We start from the raw sequence: 21,003 nt of genomic DNA on the forward strand, positions 1-21,003 counted from the left end.
GCAGCCAGATCGAGCGCGTCAAAGTCACGCATCCGAAACTGGCCGCCAATCTGCCGGTCGAACAGTTTGAAAGCCGGCTGGCCGGTCAGCGCTTTCGCGGCTTTCACAGGCTGGGCAAGTATCTCGTCTTTGAACTCGACAATCTGGATCTGGTCAGCCATCTGCGCATGGAAGGCAAGTTTCAGATTTATCCGTCGCCAAAAGACGTCGATGACCTCGACGAAAGGAGGCTAAGCACATTCACGCGCAGTTCCTTTTGCAGGACGGGCGGGTGCTGTGCTATCGGGATACCCGCAAGTTTGGCCGTATGTACGTGTATGACCGGCCGGAAAACTGGAAGGATCTGCCGGTTTTAGTCGGGGTGGGCAAAGACGCGCTCGATCCCGATCTGAATGCCGAAGAGCTGCTGGAAATGACCCGCAAACGGAAAGCGCCCATCAAATCCGTTTTGCTGGATCAGTCCGTCATCGCGGGCATCGGCAACATTTACGCGGATGAAATCCTGTTTGAAAGCCGGATTTCGCCGTTCAGCGTCACAAGTCACCTGTCCAAAGAAGACTGGCAGGCGATTATCGATGCGACGCGCCGCATTTTAAGCTCGTCCATCGAAGCGGGCGGAACGACCATTCGAAGCTTTTCCTATGGGAAAAACCATGCAGGAAGCTATCAGGATAGTCTGATGGTTCACGGAAAGGAAGGTGACTGCGCCCTTTGCGATACGCCGATTGTGCATACGCGCGTCGGCCAGCGCAGCACCTGGTACTGTCCAACATGTCAGAAAGAAAAGTAATCGGAATTACCGGAACGATGGGATCCGGAAAAAGCATGGCCAAGGAAATTCTCTCTGCCTGGATTCCTGTAACTGACTGCGATCAGATCAACGCCAGACTGCTTGAGAAAGATCAGGCCGGCTATGCCGCCCTGAACGATGCAGGGCTTCTTTGCACGGATGAAGAGGGAAATGTCGATCGCAAGGCAATGGCCGATCAGATGTTTGACCATCCCGGGCAGCGAAAGAAAATGGAAGCCATTTTGCATCCGCTCATTATCGAAGAGCTGAAACAGTGGATTGATGCACAGACTTCGCTTTGCGCAGCGGAAGTGCCTCTGCTTTTCGAATGTTCCCTGCAAAATCTGTTCGACGAAGTCTGGACGATTACGTGCAGCGACCAGACGGCTCTCGATCGTGTGGAAAAATACCGTCATATTCCGGCTGAAGAAGCCCGGCGCCGTCTGGCTCTTCAGTTTCCAGCCGAAAAGAAAATGGCGCAGAGTACGCATGTGCTTCCAAACGACGGAACAAAGGAAGAACTTGCCGCGCAAATTGAGGCGCTGCTGCCGGACAGCGTTCGCCTGGCTTGCAGCTTTACGCAGGATCAGCCAGCTTCGGCGCCGAATTTGGCAAAGCCGGCGAATCCGGGGAAAACGAATGCGAAAGCGGGCGAGATAAAATGAGCCGCAGCATTGAAATTTCCATCCCTATACGCTTTCGCAGCACTGGCTCGCGGATCTGCAGCTGCTCTATCGCCCGATTCTCGGCGCGCAGGCGTCGCTGGTCTATGAGTTTCTGATCATTGCCGGCCAGCTGTCTTCCACGCTCGATCTGGACGATCTGGAAGCGTTAAGCGGATGCAGTTCGTCGATGCTGGAAAGCAGTCTGAAAAAGCTGGAAGAAAGTGCGCTCGTTCGTCAGTATGTCGAAAACGATGCGCTTTGCGGTCTGCTCGTGGAAGCGCCGAAGGATCAGGCCGCGTTTCTGGAAGATCCGTATTTCAGCCGCGTGTTTTTTGAACAGGCGGGAAAGGAAGCCATTGAACGGCTCGAGCGCCTGCGTCCGCCAAGACAGGTCAAAGGCACGTTCAAGCCGCTCGAAGGCAACGTTTCCGTACAAAATCTGGAAACGAGCTGGAATCAGAAAAAGGAAGAAGAACTGAAATCGGCAGTCAGCGACTACCACGACATCAATGCTTATCCTTTTGACTGGGGCGTCTTTTTCCAGGGTATGCAAAACGTCTTTCCCCAGCGCCTGCGCAGCCGGGAAAATATGGCCCGGATCGCGCATCTGGCGACTTTGTACGGAATGGGCGAACTCGATATCCGCCCTTTATCAGCCGGCATCTCAAGGATCGGAAAACGTGGATCGATTTTGATGCGGTGATCGAAGAACTCAATAAGAGCCGCAAGATTATGGAAACGGATCCGGATGACTTTATGCAGTCGCCGGTATCCTTCCTGAAAGCCAGACAGCCCGAAAACGTGGATATTCTGCCTTCGGAAAGAAGCTGCTCACTTCGCTGGCCGAAGACAAGCACATGCCGTTTGAAGTGATCAACACGCTCACCGAATACTGCATGAACCAGAAATCCGGCGCGTTTTCGACTGGCTACGTGCGCACCATGGCCAATAACCTGCTGCGTGCGAAAATCAATACGCGAAAAGACGCTTTAGCGTATCTCGAAAACTTTGACAGCCGAACCAGTTTGGCCAAAGGCAAAGGCCGTCGGGGCGCCCCGAAGAAAGCTCTGCCGGACTGGTACGATACGATTCCAACCGAAAAGAGCACGGCGGAAAGCGTACAGGCCGCCAAGGATCTGCGCCGCCAGCTGCTCGAAGGAGGAAGCCATGAAGAAAATGAAACTTGAAGTGGAGCTGAACGAAAAGCAGAAGGCCGCCCGGGCTGAACGCATCCGTTTGCTTTTACAAAATGGCGATGTTCAGAATTTTCTGAGCCGCTATCATCTCGACCCCTCCATTCTCGAAACGCAGTCGAGCCGTCTGGACCGCTACGCGCGCAATACGCAGATTTGCCGCTCCTGCAAGGGCCTGCAGTTTTGCCGCATGAAAGTGCCTGGACAGTCGGCGCTGATGGAAGTGGATGATCAGGGGATGCTTGTGGAATACTACGGTCCCTGCCGCTATCAGAACCAGAAGACGGCAAAACTGGCGCATCGTTCGAACTTTACGGTTTCGCACCTGCAGGATGACGACTATCTGGTCACGCTGGAAAAACTGGAAGAGACGATGGACCGGGAGCCGCAGCACTATATCAACGCGTACACGTCGGCGCTGCGTTCCTTTAACGCCCCCATGGGCTGCCTGTTTTTCGGGCAGCCGGGAACGGGCAAGAGCACGATGATGATGGCGCTGGCCAATCAGTATGCGCAGAACGGAAAGAAAGTCGTGTTTGTGCGCGTGCCGCTGCTCATGAGCGAACTCAAGGACAACCTCAGCGACGAAGAGTGGCGGCGGACGATCCTTGGCCGCATGCGCTTTGCGGACGTTCTGTTTCTCGATGATTTTGGCAGTGAATCCGTGACCCAGTGGACCCGGGACGAAATTCTCTTCCCGGTGCTCGATGAGCGCATGAACGCGAAGCGAAAAACGTACTTCGCCAGCAACATTTCCCCGCAGGAACTCGAAGAGCGCTACGCCGTTTCCAACGCCGGCGAGTATACCCTCGTTGCGGCCAAACGCCTGATGGAACGCGTCAATACGCTGGCCAGACCCGTCCAGCTGATGGGCAGTTCGCGCCGTCCGACCGGCGGTACGCTATAAGCGTTCTGCAACGCTGCTGAACAGAAGAAAAGCCAGGTGTCGCAATACGGAATGTGCTTTCTCTGCCCATACTTTTAAGGACAAATCAAGCCAGGTGATCCGTACAGATCGCCTGGCTTCTGTACAGATGGAAAAGAATTGGACGATATGAGTTTTCGGCCATTTTCGTCCTTCTGCCCGATTCGCCAAAAGGGAATTGTCTTTAATTATATTTTGGAGTGCGGTAAACTAAAGACGTTAATCACAAGGAGGATTTGAGTTATGTTAGTTTCTGCTACTGAAATGATCAACAAAGCTCATGAAGGCCATTACGCTATTGGTGCCTTCAACATCAACAATATGGAATGGATCAAAGCCATTCTGCTTGGCTGTGAAGCAAAACAGTCTCCTGTCATCCTCGGCGTTTCCGAAGGTGCTGCTAAATACATGTGCGGATACAAAAATGCTGTAGACATGGTTAAAAACATCATGGAATTCTACAACATCACTGTACCTGTAGCTATTCATCTCGACCACGGATCCTACGAAGGCGCTAAAAAGCCATCGAAGCTGGATTCACTTCTGTAATGTTCGACGGAAGCCACTATCCAATCGAAGAGAACATCGAAAAATCCAAGGAACTCATCGAACTGGCTCACTCCAAAGGAATCTCCATTGAGTGCGAAGTCGGCGGTATCGGCGGCGAAGAAGACGGCGTTATCTCTTCCGGCGAAGTAGCTGATCCTGCAGAATGCAAAGCGGTAGCTGATCTGGGTGTAGATTTCCTGGCTGCCGGCATCGGTAACATCCACGGTAAATATCCTGCAAACTGGGCTGGCCTGAACTTCGACGTTCTGGCTGAAATCCAGAAAGTAACTGAGGGCAAACCTCTCGTACTCCACGGCGGAAGCGGAATCCCACAGGAAATGGTTAAAGAAGCCATCGTCCTCGGCGTTTCCAAAGTAAACATCAACACTGAATGCCAGCTCGTATTTGCGGACGCTACACGTAAATACATCGAAGAAGGCAAAGACCTCACCAACAAAGGATGGGATCCGAGAAAACTGCTCAAACCAGGTGCTGAAGCAATCCAGAAACTGGTTGAAGACTACGTAACTGACTTCCTTGGTTCCGCATACAAAGCGTAAATCAACACTCTAAGGCCTTCGGGCCGCACAATCCCAGAACAAAACGGTGCTCTTCCTCACGGACGGGCACCGTTTTTCGCAGTCATCTTTTCTGATGGTCCTGATCCGCTATGAATTCCTGGAGACCATCCTGCCATCAGGCGATGGAATCCAGACTGGTTCGATGGCCTGCGACGAATTTCGATACGATTTGCGAGCGGTTCGTTTCGTAAGTGTCAAACAATCGACGGGTATACGCGAGACTGAATATTAGATACGCTAAACGGGATCCCTTTCGAGATCCCGCTTGGCGTATTTTTTATTCTTCATCGTTTTCTTCATACTTCGGATCCGGTCCACGGTATCCAATTCGAAGATATTCAGGTAAATCCTTTGAATACGGCAGAAGTGACTTCAATACATCTACCGCGATTTCATCGTCTTTGAACCATTTGAGTTCATCCAGAACGTACTCCATGTAGCGCTCTGGATTTAAGTCGTTCATTTCAGCCGATCGAAACAAAGTCATAAACGCTGCGACGACTTCCGCACCTTTGATACTCTTCGTAGTCTGGAAGTTTTTGCGATTGATCACGAATGGCTTTACGGCTCTTTCTGCCACATTATTGTCGATCGGATAATCACCGTCTTCCAGGTACCTTCCCAACGAGTTCGCTCGATCCATGAAGTACTTGGCTGCTCTGTAGGCGGTGCTTCTTTCCTCGAATCCACTCTGAATTTCCATCATGACTCTTGTGAGTCTTTCAAAGCAGGGCTTTGAAAGTTCCTGCCGAACTTCGGTTCTCGCCTCGTGCGAGTAAGAAGCAACGTGGGATTCGATGTGGTAGAGCTTCCCGAACAGAGACAGGGCTGTGAGCAGAATCTGGAGACCCGGACTTGGTTCGGGTCTCTCTGTTTCGTCCAGCTGGGCTGCCGCTTCTGCGGCCTCTTCGTCGTTCTCCAGTGTGGTCTTTTCCCACTTCAGGACGTCTGCCTGATACTGCGCGAAGTCTGACCGGACTTTGATGGCTTCGAAGATCTTTCTTCTCGCATGGGCCATACAGTTGAGCTTTCTGCAGGGGCCATAGTAGCTGGCATATGCATAAAGCCCGTCTGTCATAAGGGCATGACGAAAAGAACCGCCAAGGAGGGCGATTACGAACTCCTGTTTCTTGTAAGGGAAAAACTTATAGACAGCCATCTGGTTCTCTTCATAGATTCCGCTGACGGCGACAACCATAGAAGACTGTTTTCGATCTTTAACCTCCGTGCACTTTAAAACCGTCTCATCCATATGGACGACGTTACAGTTTGGGAGATCCTCAATCATTTGTTTTACGAGGGGCTTCAGATAAAGATCGTAAGTTTTTTCCAGGATGTTGCCCATGGTCTGACGGCTGATCGGCAGTCCCGTGAGACTCAGGTGCTTTTCCTGACGATAGGCCGGGGTTCCCATTACGAACTTATCGTAGGCAATTCCCGCGACCATAGAGGAAGTTGCGACACTCTTGTCGATCAGTGCAGGCTCGTCAGGTTCGGCGGTGCGGATGATGGCTTTCCCGTTTTCATCCGTACACTTGTTTGGGCACGCGACTGTCTCACGCAGCACTTCTTCCAGCCTATAGCGAGCGGGAATCCGATGAATCCTATAGTGACGTTTCATTCCAACAGTTTTCATCTCACAGCCGCAAACTGGGCAAATGCGCTTTTCCCTTCTACACTGAAGGTAGTGGTTTCTTTGACCGCTTCCTGCTTTCTGCACTTGGTGGAAGGTTTTTCTTGCTTCCTTCAACAGAACTGAGCTTTAAATCTTCAGCTTCTTTACGATAGCGGTCTCCCTCTTCCTGATATTTCGCAGCCCGGTTAAAACAAACATCGGCTTTCAGATCAAGCTGAGCCAGCTGTTTATTCAGAATATTGATATCTGGGCCGCCGTCCTCGTTTTCAGAGTAATCCAGTTTCAAGGGAACCATCTTTTCCGTAGAAGGACCAAAGCGGCCGCTTTTCACGGCTTTATTGATTTCTTTAGCGAAATAGAGATCCAGGTACATATCCTCAATAAATTTGTCTTTCTCTTCTTCCGTCATGGTGCTGATCTGATGATGAAGATCTTCGAGGAGCTCGTTGCGGATTGTCTGGTAAGGGTTCGGCACATTCATGTATTAATTTTAACATATTTAGAGCGATAGATAAAGTAAATGGGATGATTTATCTTGATATTCCTTCAAGAAAATCATCCTTTTAAATTGGTTTAAACATACTTATAAGTTCGTGGCAGAAATGCCGGCTGGGGAACAATCGACAGACCGGAAAGCAGAGAAGCCAGCTGCGAACAGTCAATTCGCATGAAGTCGGACTGGTCAGTGCTGACAGGCCACTGAAGGGAAGATCTGGAGAGTCGCTTATAAACAAGCCAGAATCCATTTCCGTCACGAAGGATACCTTTGATCTTGTTCTTCTGTCGATTAACGAAGAGAAAGAGGGATCCATCCAGCGGATCCAGAGCGAGAGGTCCTTGAACCAGGGAGACGTAACCGTCAATTCCTTTGCGAAGGTCAGCAGGCATCTGAGCCAGATAGATGTTTTTAACTTTGGAGAAATCGATACCGAGATCGATTGCAGGGATGATTGATTCCATGAAAAAGCCTCCTTGAATAAAGGAATTATCCCAAGGAGGCGGTCGAGAAAATACCCGTCTTTTATTTGACGCTTACTTCGTTTCGACTTCTGCACGACTCAATTCGGGATAAATACAGGTCAATGCGGATCTCATTCGTGTCGTTGCGGGTCAGATACAGCTCAATGCGGATCATATTCGAGTCAATACGGTTCATTTCAGATCCTGCCTGGGCCGTCGATGCTGCTCTCCTTCGACCAACGGGCCCTTTCCAGTGGGGAAAGGGGAAAAACAACCCCTCTAAGCGCCTCTGGATTATGCCCGAAGGGCCTCGCGGATTTGCCAATTATCACTTTTGTACAAGTTTTGAAACCGCGAAATGAGCCGTCCAACAAGAAAGGCCAAATCATCTCAAATGGATGATTTGGCCTTTCTTTAAAACGTCTAACCGAATGGCACTGGGAGAAAATGGGTATGTCAAAAATTTTGTGTAAATTCGTTTTTGGTAGTTGAAACATTTGGCCGTTTCGAAGGCTCAAAACACCTCGCTGGACGAGGAGCGAGTGAAAATTTCTGGAGCGGCCCTTTATAGCGGGCGCCCTCTTGCTAGACTTGTGACGTCCCTGCCAGGGTGGCATTTTTTCGACGGCGGGGACGTCTTTAGGGGGTGCAGGGGAGCGGGGACCCGCTGTAAAGGGTTTAAGCGGAAGAAAATTTCATGAGCGGATTTCGGATCTGCCGCTTATCTGGCTGAGTACTTCTCCAGCCTGGCGCCCAGTTCTTCCTCGCACAGGAGCTGATTGCGTACCATTGCCCAGTTTTGAACCGTTCGTCCCTGCCATTTCTTCTCAAGCTCCACAATGCGTAGATACAAAGCCTTATAAACTGAATTCTCATTTGGAAACGAGCCCTTTTTGTTACTTTTCGCAGGCTGGAGTTAACCGACTCAATCGCATTGGTTGTATACATTATCTTTCGGACAGCGCTGCCGTGGTTAAACAGCTGGAGTACGTGATGAAAGTTACGTTCCCAGACGCTCACGGAACCAGGATATTGGCTCCATTTCTCCTTAAATTCATCGAAAGCACCCTCTGCTTCTTTAGCGTTCAAAGCACCGTAGACTCTCTTGATATCCTTGCAGAAACCAGCTCTTTCTTTGTTTGGAATATATTTAAGCGAGTTACGAAGAATATGAACAATGCAGCGCTGCACAGTAACGTTCGGAAATACAGCCTTAGCGCCGCTTTCAAGCCCGCTTACACCGTCCATGGACAGGAAAAAATGTCTTCTATGCCTCGTGCCTTCAGTTCGTCAAAGATCTCCATCCAAAAGTGCCTGGATTCGCTCTCGCCGATCCAGATGCCAAGGATATCTTTGCAGCCTTCCGTGTCATAGCCAAGAACCACATATACAGCCTGTTCTTTGGCACCATGATCGGTTTTCACTGATACGTAAAGGCAATCGACGAATACGAAAGGATAGCACTTCTTCAGGGGACGATGACGCCACTCATCAACAACCGGATAGACACGATCAGTGATGTTTGAAATCGTATCCGCAGAGACCGGGAAGCCATAGATATCCTGAATGATGTCGGAGATGTCGCGCTGTGACATACCCTGCCCATACATACGCAGGATCTTGTCCTCGATATCGGAAATATCCCGGCTGCCTTTAGGAACAGCCTGCGGTTCGAATGTACCAAGGCGATCACGAGGGATACGCAGATCCAGTTCGCCCTGAGAAGACCTTACCGTCTTCTCAGAATAGCCATTGTGGCGATTCTCTGTCGATTTAGGATCATGCGATCCGCTGGTATAACCGAGATGCGCATCAAGTTCTCCCTGGAGCATCTGTTCAAGGACAGGGCCAAAGATTTCCTTGATGAGGTCTGCGGCTTCTTTAAACGTCTTAGGTTTGTATTCCTTAACGATGGTTGAAGCAATCTGTTCCTGAATGGTTGGTGCAGCTTTAGCTTTACGTGGCATAAGTGGTCTCCTTGTAAAAATTTGTCAGGCTCAAGCTGGTTGTATCAGTCTGATGTCTTGATGGAATTTACACAAAAGACCTTACACTCTCATTTTGCACTTGGTATTGTTACCGGATCTAACAGCGATTACATATCTAGTGAAAAAGTAATACAAAAGAGACCGTTCTAAAGGGCAGTGATATATTCAAATTCAGATTTGTTGGTGGAAGGAACTTCATCAGATTTGATCCTGATAATTTTTAACAGGCTGCTCCGACTCGCTTTTACAGAGTCAAGGAAAAGTTAATTTATCGGTTCATATGTGCTGCGCCTGTATTCGCTTATGATGATCAGCAAGCTAGGTATGCTCATTGGCAATACAGCCAGTTATGGGAAGAACGCGCATCTAATAAAGACAAGGAACCAGAGAAGTGGGAGCAATTATGCGTAGCCGACCGGGAATCCAATCGAAACCAGGCTCTTCATCGTGAGAGGAAAGAGAAAATGGTTCAGTATTTAATCAACTGCTATGGCAACGATGCTTATCAAAGCTTATTCCATGGGAAAGATCCTCTGTTTGTGATGTCCGAAGACCACGAACCGCAATACAGCAACGTACATCGTTTTGTAACAAGACTCCATGACCTGGATTGTGCTCCTGTCCTGGAATTAGCAAAAATAGAGCATCGGCACTGGAGTGCTTACTATATCGCCAAAGGATGGAAATATCTGCCTTTGAAAGAAATCAAACAGCTCCAGCAGCAGTCTGATGGATATACGAACAAAGTGATCCGGGAAGTGGCGCCTGCTCACGTCGATCTGGTTAATTTTGAACGTCTTTGCCAGGATGATTATGAGAGTATCAAATATGACCTGTCTTATTGATTCGAGACATTAAAGACTGAGAAAGAGAGTTAGCAGGGGAAAGGAAACAGTTATGAGTTCTAGTGACAAAGAGTACGACAAATCGAAAACAGTCTCTGCTTTGGAAACAACAGTGAACAGCAATGATGAAGAACGGCTTTCAGATAAATATCGTGTATTCCTCTGTTACCGGGGTGAAACTTCTGGAAATAGTGAAGGAAAGAAATTTGCCGAAAAGCTCCATGATTTTCTAACGCATACTGCTTTTGCCAAAGACAGTCTTGGTGAAATCTACTTATCAGAAAGAGAAGACCGCAGCGGAAACTTCAAAAGCAGCCTGTCAATAATAATGAAATCGGTCGAGTATTTCATTATTCCATTTACGCCAAATTTCTTTGACGGTTTTCCACAGGACTCATCGGACGAGCAGACTATCGATAAAAGCATTACTTATCACGAACTCCTTCAGGCTTTCAATAATCCGAACCTTTCGTTTATCAATGTCTGCATTGGCGAATCAAGAAACGATCTGATCGACAAGGATCTGCTGGTAAGTCTGTATGGAAGCGAAAATGCGGAACGGATAACTACTGTCAAAATGCTCAATTATACGCCGGAAAACAGCCAGGAAATTTTTGAACAGATTTATAACCGTATCCGCATCGGCAACGAAAGCATCGCCGACAAAATCCATGAACACAAACCGAATGTTTATCTTGATGCAAAAGAAGAACTGGAGTCAGACCAGTTTCCGCTGTACGCAAGACTGTATAATGTTCGCTCTTTGACACTGCTAAACTTTGCTTCCAGCTCGTTTATTTCAGGAGCCAGCATTGCGAAAAGCTATGAACAGACAGACCAGATGAAAATCTGGTTTAACCGCCATCTGATTGAAGGAAAGATTACCGTCAATATTATTCTTACCGACCCGCATTCGCACGCTGCTATGGATGCTGCACTATATAAAATGAATCCAGAGAATCTGACCATTAACAAGGATCAGATCATTCTATCCAACCTCAACAAGCTGTTTGCGTTCATGCGTAAACACCCAGAAGCAGATCTCCATGTATACCTGACTCCTGTCGCACTGCCATATGGAATTATGCTGGCGGAATTCAACAGTGCAGACAAGTATAATAACTACATGAAAATCGACCTGTATGCAGCGGATATCGAACGTGATGGCAAGCGGCCATCCTTCTTTCTCCTGCAAAAGACGAAGAAACGAAAGCGATGTTTAAGTTTTTAAAGACAATGTTCTGCGTTTGAAAACCAGTGATTCCAGACCATTTTATGGTCATCCTGAAATTGACTGGATGGAAACCCAAAATTCAAAGATTGTTCATCGAGGAATTGCCAAAGAACATCTAAAGCCCCATACTTTGCAGGCTTTCCGGCACTGTATCAATAAAGAGCATCCTGTCGAAGTCGATTTGTTTACATTGAGCGATGGTACGATTGTAGTAGGACGTTTAGATGAAGATTTTGCGCAGGAGATATGCAAAGATCCAAACAAGCTAAAGAATACTTCGCTTGGGGACCTAAGAATTTACAACCGTACCCGTCCCGAAGAAACTGTTCTGACGCTCGATGAATTTCTAAAGCTGATCAGCGGCAGAATTCCGATTTTAATCGAAATAAAGACTATAAACAATTCTTTATCAAATGCGGGGAAAGCTCATGAAGTTCCGTACAGCCATGGAGCAGAACGAGAAGGAGAACTATCTGCCGCCTGCAAAGCGCAGGTTTCAAAAATCATCGAGACCATTCATCAGTATTCTGTAAATTACCAGCACATCTTTACAATCAATACAGGAAGAACCGGTTCACCAATAGCGATCCATTCTTCGGATGTTCGAATTGTAAATATGGTGAATGAACGCGACTGCCTTATTCCGTCAGGGATTATTGTCAGCGAATTCGAAGAGAAATATGGCTTCAACGCGTCAGATCAGCGAATCGACTGTCATCAATTAGAACGGATTGAAGAGCTGCAGCCGGATTTTGTAAGTTATGACCTCGACTTTCTGCATGAGGGAAATGTTGAGAAAATCAAAACGATGCTGCACATTCCTGTCATTTCCTGGACTGCTAAAAGCAAGGATCAAATTCTTCAATCTTTTGATTACGGCTGCACCAATACAATCTGCGAAAATCTGGAAGATATGGAAAATTAATACAAAATCAATCAAATACTCATAACTCCTGCGAGAATCATAAAACTCGTCAGGAGCTTTTTTATCAAATGCGCCGTAAAACCCCTGCCTTCAGGCAGAAAGCGTCAAACAGAACCCCATCCTGGAAGTCAGATTCTGGACGAACGGACTTCATACCAAGAGCGGTCTTCAGCTTGTACTCACACAAGGTGTGAGCGGCAGTACCTTCCTTGGCTGCAAGACCGGAAGTATCCGGATAGAGTTCTTCAAGTCTTGCCGATGGCGTACAATGAAGCCAACGATGGGATGTGGATGGAGAGAGGATGCTGTGACTCATTTCAATCCCTCCGCATCATTGACAAGAGCCTGGTAGTGAGCAGGATCAATTTTGGAAAGTTTGCTAGCGCCATACTTTTCAAGAAGCTGCTGGATCTGCGCTGTAAAACCGGCTCTGGATTTTTCAGCGAGAATTGCACGGACTTCTTCAAGCGTAAGTCTTGGCTGTTCAGGCTTTTTTCGGGCTTTGCTTATCCAGATGAGACTTTTGGAGCAGAGAGTCCATCAGCCATCCGGTTGAGAACGATGAGAAGTTCTTTTGGAATTCATCCATGGTGATTACCTCTTTCACTAGGTAGCCATGGAAATGGATGGAGTGTGACAGGGAAAATAAAAAAGTGGCCAAAAACCGAAAAACGGTTCATGACCACAAAGCCTTACCTAAGAATTTCATTTAAATAATTTTGCACTGCAATGGAATCATATCCTGCTTTCTTCGGTCGATTAACTCTGACCTGATTACAATCTCACAACTCGGATAAAAGTTTTCAAGACATACAAAATACAATTAAATACCATCGACCTAAATCAAACGTCTATATTATACGTGTAGTAAGATTACTCATCTAGTAAGGAAGAGAATGCTTAACCCACTATCGGAGGTTCAACAATGAGGTGCATGAAATTACTGATAGCACGCCTTACGCTCAAATTTTCACACTGCTATTTACCAACATGAATCTAGACAGAGAGATTGGCTGCTGAGCGTAAGGAATAAAACAAAGCCTGATTTTCGTAAAGGAAAACATTTATGAGATCAAAAATTAAGAAGTTACTAGCGAATATCGCTATTTCACTCTCGATTTTCGTATCTTCTATACCTGTAATCGCTGTAAAGGGATTAGCGTTTGATATTCCCATTCCAGCCAATGCTTTTCTCGAGGAATCTAATACGCTACAACAGTTTAGAGCCTCACTTGAAGTGGATTTGTTGTTTGAAAAAACTATGCCGCTTAATGACTCAGATCAGAATCCCAGATATTATTATATTCCTTTTGCTCAGGGAGGATATTTAATCTATGATCTGACAGACGACTTGATCTGTGAGTTTAGCCTGTCAAAAGAAAATGAGTATTCATTCTCGAATAATGATTATATCTATTCTGGGCCGCTATCCTTGTTTGAAATCACTGAAGATGGTTTTATTGATGTTAAATCGAACGAGGTTTTCACAGATACAGATAACTTCATTATGAGGGTTAAATCTATTGAGACGAGAGAATTAGAGTCTAAACAATCTATCCGATCTGATAAGTCTGTTAGACGTATCATGAATGCTTATAACACAATTTCTGGTACCGTTCCAAGCTATAGTTATAATCCTGATGGCAGATGCGGAGCGGTGGCAGCAGCGATGCTGGTGCGGTGGTATGACATTTATAGGAATGGCCGGTACGTCCCAAGTAGTTTAGAAAGTAGTGATGGGGTTTCTCTCATTAATCATCTTTGGAACAAAATGAAAAACTCAAGTTATGCGGGTGCTTATTCTGGAACTGTATCTACTGAGATGATGAACTTTATAGGATCTCAAGGGTTAAGCCATTCCGGTGGATTGGACGGATATACTGACGAATATGTTATTGGTCGTGTGGATTCTTATGGAACTCCCTATATTCTAAATCTGTTTAACCACCCTACCTATTCCAACCATTTTGTAACTGGTTATGGATATCGTTCGAATTCCACTGGATTCTACACCATAGTAAATGATGGTTGGGGAACAGGAAAATGGAGGTCAACTCGAATTATGCGACGACAATTATCTGGTAATGATAGAAGTTTAATTTTTCAGCTATTAGCCGTCATAGGGTTATGCATTCTGACAATACTCGGTGTGCAGTATATAGGTGATCACGGGAGATCAGCTGGCTACTATCTAACGGGAAATGTAATATCAGCAGGAGAGAAGAATTTCTGTATAACTGTTATTCCAGATGAATCAAATGTTGAGCTTCCACTTTCAAAAATGTCTATTGTTTTGAACTGAAAGATTTTATATCAAATAGCTATATCCCCAAAATTGGGGATGCAGTGCGAATCACGTGCAGTCATGATATGACTGTTTTGATTGATATTTATGATATGGATGTTATAGATGATCTTCCTGATTAAACTAGATGTTAAACAATATTAACTATAAATATAAAACGCGATTTCAAGCTAGCAGTTCTCTATTTCAATATAGGTTCTGTTAGCTTTTGAATTATCAACTTCTGACTTGTCGCTATAAACTGTACCCCAGAAAGTGGACAATTTTTTAGAGTCAACCTATTCCAAGGACACCCGATTAGCAGCGACCCCAACTACTGGACGATCGTTTTGATCTGTTCCCTAATTGCGGACACTTTCTAATCGACGTTCTTTCGCTGATCACTTTCAGCCCGCATACTGTTCGTGACGGAAATCCCCAAAGGAGACCATTATGAACAGAAATCGCTTCAGCGAAGAACAGATGTCAGCTCTGGCAGCCAATCCATACACAAAGGCTGTCTTTCCAACCACGCTCAAATTCACTGACGAATTCAAGGCCGAGTTCCTTCGCCTTTACAACCAGGGCTGCCTTCCACGGGAGATCTTTGTGAAGCTCGGATATGATCCGGCAATCATCGGGGAGAGCAGAATGTCCAACACTGCCTATCTCATCTCCCAGAGCCAGAAAAAGACCGGTGATAAAGGAGATGAATTAGCCAGACTGGAAGGCGAAGTCCGGGCATTGCGCAAAGAGCTCGATACGCTAAAAAAATTATTGCACTGGCGAACTCGAGGAAGCCAGGTCGCTCATGATGAACAGGCCTGCTTCAAAATACGCGCTGATTCAGGATGTCATTATGGATCCGGAAAATGTCCTGACTGTGACTGAGCTGTGTGCAATGAACGGTGTCAGTCGTTCAGGTTACTACAGCTGGTGTGCTCAGACAGAAAGCCGTGAACAAAGAGAAGCCCGGGACAGAGCAGATTTCGAACTGATTCTGCAGGCTTTCCGGAAAGCGCGCGGCCATGCCGGTGCCAGACAGATCCAGATGATCCTTCTCCATCAAAGCCCCAGTATCAGGTTCAACATGAAAAAGATCCGGAGGCTCATGAGGAAGTTCAACCTGGAATGTCCGATACGTAAAGCGAATCCTTACCGCCGTATGGCGAAGGCGCTGCGTACGGACAATGTCAGTGAGAACCTTGTCCGTCGGGAATTCGAAGAGCACGGGCCCAGAACGATCCTGCTGACTGATATTACTTACATCCCTTACCAGGGAAGTTTGCCTATCTTTCAACGATTCTTGATGCCTGCACCAAACAGGTCCTGGCTTACAGAGTCAGCGACAATCTCAAGGTTGACTTTGTTCTGGAGACAGTAAAGCAGCTGGTGGAGAATCACGGAGACGAGCTGGAAACAGATGTGATTGTGCACTCAGATCAGGGGTGTCACTACACAAGTGTCGGGTTTCGGGAACTGCTCCGTCAGAAGAAACTGCGCCAGTCGATGTCACGCAGAGGAAACTGCTGGGACAACGCTCCTCAGGAAAGCTTCTTCGGCCATATGGAAGTGCCGGACTTTCCAGGAGATCTGTTCGCTGCTGGACGAGCAGATCCGCTACTACAATGAAGAGCGGTATCAGTGGGATCTGGCGAAGCTGTCACCAGATGAGTTCTACAAATACGTAACAACCGGCCGATATCCTCTTTCAGAATGAATGGGATTTAAGGGGGCGCAGAATTTTTCTTCCACTCGGTCCCTGCGGGACCGTCCTTGACAGTGGGCCCTTGCCCCTGGACCCACAAAAGCCGCCTTCAGCAGAAAAGTGAATGGTTCACCATTCAGCTGAAGGCTCAGCAGTGTACCAGGGGCAACCCTCTGTAAAGGAGCGCTTCAGAAAAACTCTGAGCGCATCGCTTCATCGGATTTGTTCACAAATCCTGCTCAAACAACAGACAAACAGATAACAGGGATAACGTGTCCGAACAAAGGGTTCTCTCTAATTATCGTGTCCTTGACATGGGGTACACTTCAAACCGATATTCGGGAGAAAATGGCCACTTTTAAACTAACAAATACAGCTGCCACAGGGAGGTTTTGGTTTATTTGGCATATATGTACTCCCAGGTGTATCCACCAGATGTCGCGAGGACTCCTCGGCAGCATTTTCTGATGCCTTCACGGGAACAACCCGTCTTCCGGGAAACCTCCGTGCAGTCTTCATAGACCACTCCGGTTTCCACACATCACACTGGACGGGGAGTGCCAAGCCAGTCCGAGCGCAGTTCATTGGCGACCGGATAGGCAAAAGCGCCATCAAGGATGCTGCAGCGAACTGTTCCATCTGGTTTGATGACTTCCTGGAACTCTCCTCGTTTCGAACGCTCCGATCTGCCATCCGGTCAGCTCCAGAAAAACGCCCAGAGGGAGAAAGTCATATTTGCGTAGCGCGCTCGGCTGCCTATCTTATCTCTGTAGAATTTATTACGCAGGATCCATGAGAAATGAATCCCCGTTTCATGACTCAAGGGTGGCGGTTCGCTTGCGTACCGCCATGAATGAAAAAGAGCTGTCGTATACATACAGCTCATAAAACAGGACCGTTGGAGTCTGGCCGGCATTCCGGTCGATCAGACCATGAATGATTGATTGAACGAGTGACTTCAGCAGGAGGACCGAATGATATACGCATCGACCGAACAGCCGGTAATCCGATCATCCAAAGCGGCCGGTGACGTAGTCTTTGGTTTTCTGCTGGGAGGGATGAGTAAACAGGGTTTTCGAATCGCCGAACTCGACCATTTCGCCCTGGTAGAAGAATGCGGTCTGATCGGCAATCCGCATCGCCTGCTGGAGATTGTGCGTGACCATGATGATGGTATAGCGTTCTTTCAGCCGCAGGCAGAGCTCTTCAATGCGCTCTACGGAAATCGGATCCAGCGCGCTCGTCGGCTCATCCATCAGAAGAATCTCCGGTTCAGCCGCCAGAGCGCGGGCAATGCACAGGCGCTGCTGCTGTCCGCCCGAGAGGGAGAGAGCGCTCTTTTTCAGATTGTCCTTGACCTCGTCATACAAAGAGGCCTGCTTTAGAGCGTCGACGACAATCTCTTCCAGACGGGTCCGGTTTTTGATCCCGGCTGTCCGGGGCCGTAGGCCACGTTGTCAAAAATGCTCATATCAAACGGATTGGGTTTCTGGAAGACCATGCCCACGCGCTTGCGCAGCCGGTTGACATTGATCTTTCCGCTGATGTCTTCCTCTTCCAGAAAGATCTGTCCTTTGACCTGGCAGTGCACGATCAGATCGTTCATCCGGTTGAGACAGCGAAGAAAGGTTGACTTGCCGCAGCCGCTCGGACCGATGAGTGCGGTAATCGAGTTGCGGGGAATCTCCATGGAGACAGAATGCAGGGCCTGCTGGGGGCCATAAAAGACACTGACATCCTGCGCTTTGAGAACAATAGGACTGGACTGGTTCATGCGATCGATCCTTTCGTCATTTTCTTGCAGATGAGCATCTGCCCAAGGTTCATGATAATACACAGGACAAGCAGAACCACCGCGACAGCGGAAGCTTGCGGCATATAGAGACCTTCATTGAGCAGTTTGTACATATGAACGGAGAGCGTAGCGCCAGGGCTCATCAGATCAAAGGCCGGTTTGGCCAGCGTGCCAGCCGTATAGATCAGCGCAGCCGATTCGCCCGCAATACGTCCGGAGGCTAACAGGATACCGGAGAAGATACCGCCGGCCGCCTGAGGCAGAAGGACTTTAAAGATCGTACGCAGCTTTCCGGCACCTAAGGCATAGCTGGCTTCGCGCATCGAATCCGGCACAGCCCGCAGGGCTTCCTGGGCGGTGCGCAGAACGAGCGGCAGGACAAGAACGGCGAGCGTCAGCACGCCGGAGAGCAGCGAGAGACCAAGATGCATCCGGGTCACAAAGAGAAGCATGCCGAAAAGACCAAAGACAATCGATGGAATGCCGGCGAGTGTTTCGGCAGCCACACTGACCAGCGAAACAAATCGAGATTCTCTGGGGGCATATTCTTCCAGATAGACTGCTGCACCGATGCCGATCGGCAAAGAGACGGCCAGGGTAAGGACAGTTATTAAAACCGTATTGATAATAGCCGGCATCATCGACACATTGTCGGTGGTGTAGGTCCAGGCAAACAGCGAAGCGCTGAGATTCGGTACGCCGGTAAACAGAATGTAGATGACCATGGATGCCATGATCAGAAAGCCGGCGCCCGCGTAGAGCCAGGTCAGCGCACGGAGGATCAGACCGGAAACATCGGCTTTCCCTCACTGAGCGGAAGCGGCTTTTTCTGTTCTTTTGCCGGAACAGACGGACGAGGGATGTCAAACTGTCCAGCCGGCAGAGCGAGGGTGCTGCTGCTCTGTGCGGTATACTCCTGGATCGATGGACTGGCCGGAAGGCGTTTGATGGTAGCCTGCACCGGCCGTTTGACGGAATGAGCAGAGCGGATAGAAGATCCGGATGATCCGGATGAGCGGGCAGACAGAGAGGACAAGGGTATATTCATGATCTGCACTCCTTTTCTTCAGAGACATAAAGCAGAGGTTGATGCCAAGAATCAGTACAAACAGGACCGCTCCCATAGCGATCAGCGCTTCACGGTGCAGACCGCTCGCATAGGACATTTCCAGAACAATGCCGGTGGTCAGTGTCCGGACCGGACTGAGCAGACTGTCAGGCAGAACAGCCGCATTGCCGGCGACCATAATAACCGCCATCGTTTCTCCGACCGCACGGCCAATTCCCAGGACAATCGCACTCAGAATGCCTGAGGCCGCAGCCGGCAGACAGACGAAGAAGACCGTATGGTCATGGCTTGCACCTAAGGCCCGGCTGCCGTCATAGACGGCCGGATCGACTTTTTCAGCGCGCTTTCGCTGAGTGAAACGATTGTGGGCAGGATCATCATGGCCAGAAGCACCGACGCGCACAGGATGCCTTTGCCCGATGCCGATCCGGTCCATTTCTGAATCAGAGGGACCAGGACCGTCAGGCCGAAGAAGCCGTAGACAATACTCGGAATACCGGCCAGGAGGCTGATCGCAAACCGGAACGGTTCATACAGTTTCTTCGGGCAGTAATAAGCCAGAAAGACGGCACACAGGACCCCAAGCGGTACGCCCAGGATAAGTGCTCCGGCACTCATATAGAGCGTGCCGGCGACCATACTCAGGATGCCAAACCGGTTTTCACTTGGTGCCCAGTCCGACGAGAAGAGAAAATTGACAGGGCCGATTTTCGCGATCGCCGGCAGGGCGGTTGAGAAGAGAAACCAGCAGATCAGAAAGACGCACAGAATCGAAGCCGCAGCACAGGCGGCAAAGACATACTTCATTCCGGTTTCCCGTTTTGCATTGCTCATAAAAGACTCTCCTTGTCTGCGGATTTACTTGGATTCAAGAGCACTCCAGTCCTCGATTTTGCCGGAATAGACCTCTTTGACCTGATCGGCGCTCAAGGAGTCCACCGTATTGGACGGATTGACGATCACTGCGATGCCGTCTCTGGCAATGACGATACTTTTCAGACCCTGGCTTTCTTCTTCCGGCTTGAGCTCTCGCGAGAGCATGCCAAGATCATAGACGCCTTCGGCTGTGCTCGATGCACCGGTAGTGGAATCGGTCTGCATAACCGCGATCTGTGCATCCGGATTCAGAGACTGGTACGCTTCGGCGAGTTTTTCCATAACCGGGGTAACCGAAGACGATCCGCCTACAGTCATTTCTCCCGACATGCCGGCTGCGGTGTAAACGCCATCCGCTTCAACCGGAACATAGCCGGCCTCGCTGATGACCGCCTGGCCGTCTTCGGACAGCAGGAACTTTTCAAAGTCTGCGGCAAGCGGATTGTCGCTACCCTCTTTCTGGACGACCAGGAACGGACGGCTGACCGTGTAGGTCCCGTCAATGACGGTATCGACCGAAGGAACTACGCCGTCGATCGAGACGGCTTTGACCGAATCGTTCAGGCTGCCCAGTGAGATGTAGCCGATCGCACTCGGGTTCTGCGCGACAGTAGTAAGCATGACCGCTGTCGAGTTGGTGACTTCCGCATCGGCTCGTGTCAGATCTTCGCCGTTTTCTTCCAGTTTGAACAGCTCGGTGAACGCGCCGCGTGTTCCGCTGCCGTCTTCCCTGGTCAGGACCGCAATGGCAGCCGGAGTGTTCTGGGTGCTGCTGCCGCCACTGGAAGCATTACTCCCCGTGCTGTTCGAAGAGCAAGCCGCCAGATTCAGGGCGGCAGCCGCCGCAACGGCGGTAAGAATGGATTTGAAGGTTGTTTTCATCGTTTTGCCTCTTTTCATTTCTATCTTTTCTGAAGACGGCTTCAGTATAGCAATGCCGTGTAAAGAAGCAGAAAGACGGATGTAAAGTCCTGGATAAA

23 protein-coding genes and 4 pseudogenes are annotated in these 21,003 nt (G+C 48.7%); 16 read left to right on the top strand and 11 right to left on the bottom strand.

Going from position 1 to position 21,003, the window contains the following annotated elements; genetic code table 11:
• Positions 1-38: 38 nt before the first annotated feature.
• The 8 genes and pseudogenes from KWG61_RS17110 to fba all read left to right on the top strand — a co-directional run bounded on the left by KWG61_RS17110 (position 39) and on the right by fba (position 4,682).
• Positions 39-356: a DNA-formamidopyrimidine glycosylase family protein gene (locus KWG61_RS17110; RefSeq protein WP_367614331.1), complete on the top strand. Its 318-nt coding sequence runs from the start codon at positions 39-41 to the stop codon at positions 354-356.
• Positions 272-790: an Fpg/Nei family DNA glycosylase gene (locus KWG61_RS04870; protein ID WP_242745104.1), complete on the top strand. Its 519-nt coding sequence runs from the start codon at positions 272-274 to the stop codon at positions 788-790. Before KWG61_RS17110 ends, KWG61_RS04870 begins: the two co-directional genes overlap by 85 nt.
• A complete protein-coding gene (gene coaE / locus KWG61_RS04875; RefSeq protein ID WP_230267236.1) occupies positions 772-1,455 on the top strand; it encodes a dephospho-CoA kinase in 684 nt (227 codons plus the stop codon). The genes KWG61_RS04870 and coaE overlap by 19 nt, the downstream gene beginning before the upstream one ends.
• Before the next feature lie 187 nt (positions 1,456-1,642).
• Positions 1,643-2,158, top strand: a complete 516-nt coding sequence (locus KWG61_RS04880) for a hypothetical protein (RefSeq protein WP_242745106.1) — start codon at positions 1,643-1,645, stop codon at positions 2,156-2,158.
• A complete protein-coding gene (locus tag KWG61_RS04885) occupies positions 2,155-2,328 on the top strand; it encodes a hypothetical protein (RefSeq protein ID WP_242745108.1) in 174 nt (57 codons plus the stop codon). The genes KWG61_RS04880 and KWG61_RS04885 overlap by 4 nt, the downstream gene beginning before the upstream one ends.
• Positions 2,313-2,642 carry a DnaD domain protein gene (locus KWG61_RS04890; RefSeq protein ID WP_242745109.1) on the top strand — a complete coding sequence of 110 codons (330 nt, stop codon included), beginning with the start codon at positions 2,313-2,315 and terminating at the stop codon, positions 2,640-2,642. The genes KWG61_RS04885 and KWG61_RS04890 overlap by 16 nt, the downstream gene beginning before the upstream one ends.
• A complete protein-coding gene (locus KWG61_RS04895; RefSeq protein WP_230267234.1) occupies positions 2,623-3,555 on the top strand; it encodes an ATP-binding protein in 933 nt (310 codons plus the stop codon). The genes KWG61_RS04890 and KWG61_RS04895 overlap by 20 nt, the downstream gene beginning before the upstream one ends.
• Positions 3,556-3,816: 261 nt before the next feature.
• Positions 3,817-4,682, top strand: a pseudogene (gene fba, locus KWG61_RS04900) (class II fructose-1,6-bisphosphate aldolase).
• Between the two features lie 298 nt (positions 4,683-4,980).
• Here the strand turns inward: fba and KWG61_RS04905 are convergent.
• From KWG61_RS04905 to KWG61_RS04920, 5 genes and pseudogenes are all read right to left on the bottom strand, one after another.
• The gene (locus KWG61_RS04905; RefSeq protein WP_242745110.1) at positions 4,981-6,339 is read right to left on the bottom strand and encodes a transposase; all 1,359 of its coding nucleotides are present in this window, start codon (positions 6,337-6,339) and stop codon (positions 4,981-4,983) included.
• A 37-nt stretch (positions 6,340-6,376) separates the two neighbouring features.
• Entirely contained in the window at positions 6,377-6,820 is a 444-nt protein-coding gene (locus KWG61_RS04910) for a hypothetical protein (RefSeq protein WP_242743428.1), read from the bottom strand.
• 92 nt (positions 6,821-6,912) lie between these two features.
• Positions 6,913-7,299 carry an IS66 family insertion sequence element accessory protein TnpB gene (tnpB, locus tag KWG61_RS04915; RefSeq protein ID WP_230268547.1) on the bottom strand — a complete coding sequence of 129 codons (387 nt, stop codon included), beginning with the start codon at positions 7,297-7,299 and terminating at the stop codon, positions 6,913-6,915.
• A gap of 61 nt (positions 7,300-7,360) precedes the next feature.
• Positions 7,361-7,495, bottom strand: a complete 135-nt coding sequence (locus KWG61_RS16000; RefSeq protein WP_255658396.1) for a hypothetical protein — start codon at positions 7,493-7,495, stop codon at positions 7,361-7,363.
• Positions 7,496-8,020: 525 nt separating this feature from the next.
• Positions 8,021-9,266, bottom strand: a pseudogene (locus KWG61_RS04920) (IS256 family transposase).
• A gap of 485 nt (positions 9,267-9,751) precedes the next feature.
• Between KWG61_RS04920 and KWG61_RS04925 the strand changes: the two are divergent.
• The 3 genes from KWG61_RS04925 to KWG61_RS04935 all read left to right on the top strand — a co-directional run bounded on the left by KWG61_RS04925 (position 9,752) and on the right by KWG61_RS04935 (position 12,291).
• A complete protein-coding gene (locus KWG61_RS04925) occupies positions 9,752-10,132 on the top strand; it encodes a hypothetical protein (protein WP_230268490.1) in 381 nt (126 codons plus the stop codon).
• Between the two features lie 328 nt (positions 10,133-10,460).
• Positions 10,461-11,363, top strand: a complete 903-nt coding sequence (locus tag KWG61_RS04930) for a hypothetical protein (RefSeq protein ID WP_242745111.1) — start codon at positions 10,461-10,463, stop codon at positions 11,361-11,363.
• A gap of 16 nt (positions 11,364-11,379) precedes the next feature.
• Positions 11,380-12,291, top strand: coding sequence for a hypothetical protein (locus tag KWG61_RS04935; RefSeq protein ID WP_242745113.1), 912 nt, complete (start codon positions 11,380-11,382; stop codon positions 12,289-12,291).
• Positions 12,292-12,355: 64 nt separating this feature from the next.
• On the opposite strand, the gene KWG61_RS04940 is transcribed toward KWG61_RS04935, so the two are convergent.
• Positions 12,356-12,607, bottom strand: coding sequence for a DUF2800 domain-containing protein (locus tag KWG61_RS04940; RefSeq protein WP_230268492.1), 252 nt, complete (start codon positions 12,605-12,607; stop codon positions 12,356-12,358).
• A gap of 750 nt (positions 12,608-13,357) precedes the next feature.
• Here KWG61_RS04940 and KWG61_RS04945 point away from each other — a divergent pair.
• The 5 genes and pseudogenes from KWG61_RS04945 to KWG61_RS17120 all read left to right on the top strand — a co-directional run bounded on the left by KWG61_RS04945 (position 13,358) and on the right by KWG61_RS17120 (position 16,295).
• A complete protein-coding gene (locus KWG61_RS04945) occupies positions 13,358-14,593 on the top strand; it encodes a hypothetical protein (RefSeq protein WP_242745114.1) in 1,236 nt (411 codons plus the stop codon).
• A 435-nt stretch (positions 14,594-15,028) separates the two neighbouring features.
• Positions 15,029-15,466: an HTH domain-containing protein gene (locus tag KWG61_RS04950; protein ID WP_242743897.1), complete on the top strand. Its 438-nt coding sequence runs from the start codon at positions 15,029-15,031 to the stop codon at positions 15,464-15,466.
• Positions 15,467-15,476: 10 nt separating this feature from the next.
• Positions 15,477-15,959 carry an IS3 family transposase gene (locus tag KWG61_RS17115; RefSeq protein WP_367614332.1) on the top strand — a complete coding sequence of 161 codons (483 nt, stop codon included), beginning with the start codon at positions 15,477-15,479 and terminating at the stop codon, positions 15,957-15,959.
• Positions 15,860-16,207, top strand: a pseudogene (locus KWG61_RS04960) (DDE-type integrase/transposase/recombinase); the annotation flags it as partial. The gene KWG61_RS17115 and the pseudogene KWG61_RS04960, both read left to right, overlap by 100 nt.
• Positions 16,191-16,295: a hypothetical protein gene (locus KWG61_RS17120; RefSeq protein WP_367614333.1), complete on the top strand. Its 105-nt coding sequence runs from the start codon at positions 16,191-16,193 to the stop codon at positions 16,293-16,295. The pseudogene KWG61_RS04960 and the gene KWG61_RS17120, both read left to right, overlap by 17 nt.
• 998 nt (positions 16,296-17,293) lie before the next feature.
• Here the strand turns inward: KWG61_RS17120 and pstB are convergent.
• The 5 genes and pseudogenes from pstB to KWG61_RS04985 all read right to left on the bottom strand — a co-directional run bounded on the left by pstB (position 17,294) and on the right by KWG61_RS04985 (position 20,905).
• Positions 17,294-18,057, bottom strand: a pseudogene (gene pstB, locus KWG61_RS04965) (phosphate ABC transporter ATP-binding protein PstB).
• Positions 18,054-18,863, bottom strand: coding sequence for a phosphate ABC transporter permease PstA (gene pstA / locus KWG61_RS04970; RefSeq protein WP_367614334.1), 810 nt, complete (start codon positions 18,861-18,863; stop codon positions 18,054-18,056). Before pstA ends, pstB begins: the two are co-directional and overlap by 4 nt.
• A 78-nt stretch (positions 18,864-18,941) precedes the next feature.
• Positions 18,942-19,550: a PstC family ABC transporter permease gene (locus KWG61_RS04975; RefSeq protein WP_242745118.1), complete on the bottom strand. Its 609-nt coding sequence runs from the start codon at positions 19,548-19,550 to the stop codon at positions 18,942-18,944.
• A complete protein-coding gene (locus KWG61_RS04980; RefSeq protein WP_242745120.1) occupies positions 19,442-19,981 on the bottom strand; it encodes a PstC family ABC transporter permease in 540 nt (179 codons plus the stop codon). Before KWG61_RS04980 ends, KWG61_RS04975 begins: the two co-directional genes overlap by 109 nt.
• 24 nt (positions 19,982-20,005) lie before the next feature.
• Positions 20,006-20,905: a substrate-binding domain-containing protein gene (locus KWG61_RS04985; RefSeq protein WP_230267718.1), complete on the bottom strand. Its 900-nt coding sequence runs from the start codon at positions 20,903-20,905 to the stop codon at positions 20,006-20,008.
• Positions 20,906-21,003 lie beyond the last annotated feature (98 nt).

The organism is Allobaculum sp. Allo2 (genome assembly GCF_022701175.1).
Lineage (GTDB): Bacteria > Bacillota_I > Bacilli_A > Erysipelotrichales > Erysipelotrichaceae > Allobaculum > Allobaculum fili.